At 48.1% G+C, this 2,846-nt stretch carries 3 protein-coding genes and 2 pseudogenes; 4 read left to right on the forward strand and 1 reads right to left on the reverse strand.

Annotated elements, in window-relative coordinates:
• Both WG89_RS31820 and WG89_RS27975 read left to right on the forward strand, forming a co-directional pair.
• On the forward strand, positions 1-183 hold a 183-nt coding region (locus tag WG89_RS31820), incomplete at its 5' end, for a hypothetical protein (protein WP_216638579.1).
• Between the two features lie 99 nt (positions 184-282).
• Positions 283-735, forward strand: a pseudogene (locus tag WG89_RS27975) (DapH/DapD/GlmU-related protein); the annotation flags it as partial.
• A gap of 69 nt (positions 736-804) precedes the next feature.
• Here WG89_RS27975 and WG89_RS27980 read toward each other — a convergent pair.
• Positions 805-1,473 (reverse strand): nitroreductase family protein, encoded by a 669-nt coding sequence (locus WG89_RS27980; protein ID WP_062271003.1) that lies wholly within the window; start codon positions 1,471-1,473, stop codon positions 805-807.
• Positions 1,474-1,646: 173 nt separating this feature from the next.
• Here WG89_RS27980 and WG89_RS27985 point away from each other — a divergent pair, with 173 nt between their 5' ends.
• A complete protein-coding gene (locus WG89_RS27985; RefSeq protein WP_062271005.1) occupies positions 1,647-2,525 on the forward strand; it encodes a hypothetical protein in 879 nt (292 codons plus the stop codon).
• Between the two features lie 124 nt (positions 2,526-2,649).
• A pseudogene (locus WG89_RS27990) lies at positions 2,650-2,846 on the forward strand (IS5/IS1182 family transposase); the annotation flags it as partial.

A 2,846-nucleotide genomic window follows, 5' to 3' on the forward strand; every position in this document is an offset into this window, starting at 1 on the left:
GGGTTGGACAATGTGACAAAAGAGTGGTCGCTGGTTTGTCTTGCGTATAACTTGAGGCGGATGTTCAGCCTGAAACAAGTGAATGAAGAGCAGTGGTTGGAACTGGTCTTGTTGGCGACTTATCTGTGGCACTATTGGGCTGATCTGAGGCCAAGAGTGAGAAAAATCATAAGGACAAGTTGAAAATGTAATGCGCCGGAGAGGGTTTTATAAGTTCTCTCCGGAATAGTCAGAGTCTGAAATTACTTGAACTGCGTTTATGGGTTCAAGTCCGACAGGCTGCTAGGAGCCCACCTTGCGTCAGGGACAACTGTCATGCATGAAGGCTTTGTAAACTTTAATGCCGGTACTCTTGGGCCCTCCATGGTAGAAGGTCGAATCACGCCTGGAGTGACGGTTGATGAGCATTCCGATGTAGGAGCTGGTTCATCCATTATGGGAACCCTGTCGGGTGGTGGTAAGCAAATTAATCGGATTGGCCGAAATGCTTTGCTGGGAGCCAATGCAGGTATTGGCATTTCTCTGGGGGACGACAGTATTGTCGAAGCAGGGCTTTATGTAACCGCAGGAACCAAGGTGAAATTACCGAACGGAAGCGTTGTATCTGCCAGAGAGTTGTCTGGTAAACCCAACCTGCTATTCCGCAGGAACAGCCAGACCGGTGTTGTAGAAGTGTTAAGTACGGATTCATCCATCTGGGGTGGTTTGAATCAGTCACTGCATTCCAATGACTGATAGCTCTATCTTTACATTCAATGGATAGAAGCCTGCTGGCTTCTATTCAGGATTGCTCCCGGTTACTCATCAAAGAATGGTCGATATTTCTTCCAGACTCTTTTTACTGATATTGGGAACGCTGACCCCCTCAGTCGGTTTGCCAGCAACAATAATCATGTAAGGCTTTTCATGAACTGGGCGATCCAGTATTTCGTTCAGAAATTTCATGGGGCTGGGTGTATGGGTCAAGGTTGCCAGCCCGGCATTGTGCAAAGCCGTGATCAGCATACCGCAGGCGATGCCCACGGATTCGGACATGTAATAATGTTTACGCTTGCCGCCATCGGGATCCACCGTGTGTTTCTGGGCAAAGACGACAATCAGCCAGGGAGCTGTTTCCAGAAAGGGTTTGTGCTCATCGGTACCCAGGTGAGATAAGGCATCCAGCCACTCTTCGGAAGCCCTTCGGGTGTAAAATTCACGTTCTTCAATCTCTGCCCCTTCCCGAATCTGCTTTTTGACAGCGGGACTTTTAACCGCAACAAAATGCCAGGGTTGCATATTGGCCCCGCTGGGCGCACTGCCTGCAGAAAGAATACAGTTTTCAATCACCTCATCAGGGATGGCTTGTGGGCTGAAGTCACGAACCGTTCGACGGCGTCTAATATCTGTAAGAAAAGTACCGGATCGTTGCAGCATTTCCGATTCAGAGTAATCAATAAAGCCTTCGAGAGGTATGAAGTCAGGTTCTTTCATGATTAACAGCCTTTGCTTTTATTATGGGGTCATCTTAACGTAATTTCTCTCCATGACAATGTCAGAACCGGGAGACAGATAGTGGAAGATAATGGCTTACGACACTATTATAATGCCTTCAAGCAATGCACCAGTGCTTAGCCCGGAAAATTCATAAAGGAATAATAATAAATATGAATCAAAAGATCCTGGATGGCTGGAACTACCATGACACTGAAACCGAGAGACTGACCGCAGAGCTCAAGGAGTGGGCGGGTGAGTTAACCTGTGACGATACCCTCCCGTTCTTGAAACTGGCTATTCACACTTTGGGTGAGCATCAGGGGCGATGGCATGAGCTGAACGAAGTTGTGGAATCTATGAACCATCATGATCAGGCTTATCGTCATGCAGTGCTCGCAGTAAGCTACTTTATGACCGATCGTGGGCTTCAGGCTCAGTCTGAAGAACTGAGTTATATGAAGTCCGGTGACTCCCTTCTGGCTTATTTTGAAGTCAAGCTGCTGATGGTCAGAGCCCTGGTTTTTTCCGGTCAGTATCCATCGGCGAATGAGCTTTATCAATCAGTGTTTTCAGTGATACCTGCCGATTCGGCCCAGCCTGATTTCCTACGACAAATTGCCATTATCTGTAACACGCTGGCCAACGAGTTGATGTCTGTTGCTGATCGTACTGACAGTGTCAGAGAGTTGATGAAAGCTTCAGCGTTTCATTCTCTGATGTACTGGTCACAGTGTGGTAACTGGGTTAACAGGGAAAGGGCGTTTTATCAGCTGTCTCTGGTTCATCTGGAACTGGGCGAAGCCGGGCAGGCGGTTGAGTTTGCACAGGAAGGTATTCATGTGATTGAAGCCAATGGCAATGAGCCCGTGGATGAGGCATTTCTTCGATTGGTACTGGCTCGAGCGTTTCTGAAGTCTGGCCGTTCTGGAGAAGCTGAACAGGCATTGAGTCAGGCCGATCAGCTGGCTTCTCAATGGCAGGATGATTCGTTAACGGACTGGTATCAGGAAGAGCGGACAAAGTTAGAAATGGAAGCTCAGCCTGCTTGAAATGAGTTCGATTAAGCCGGTGAGAGGCCGGCTTAATCAACAAGTCAGTGCCTAGGAGCCTGTCGGACTTAACCAGCAAAACAGGTAAAATCCTGATTCCAGTACCAGTAACACTCAAAGCACTATGAATAAGTGGAAGTTCAAACCGGTCGACCGAAACACTCCCGACCTTTTCCCTGCCAGCATCCAGGATTATCTTCCAGAAGGTCATATGGCTCGCTTTGTGGTGGATGTTGTTGACCAGCTCGACCTGTCTCCACTGATCAATTCTTATCGAGGCACAGGATCAAAAGGCTGGCATCCTGCCATGATGGTTTCACT

Origin of the sequence: Endozoicomonas arenosclerae, from assembly GCF_001562015.1 — a bacterium.
GTDB lineage: Bacteria > Pseudomonadota > Gammaproteobacteria > Pseudomonadales > Endozoicomonadaceae > Endozoicomonas_A > Endozoicomonas_A arenosclerae.

Coding starts and splice junctions, on each gene's coding strand:
- WG89_RS27980 (WP_062271003.1), bottom strand. CDS start 1,473: ATGAAAGAACCTGACTTCATACCTCTCGAAGGCTTTATTGATTACTCT.
- WG89_RS27985 (WP_062271005.1), top strand. CDS start 1,647: ATGAATCAAAAGATCCTGGATGGCTGGAACTACCATGACACTGAAACC.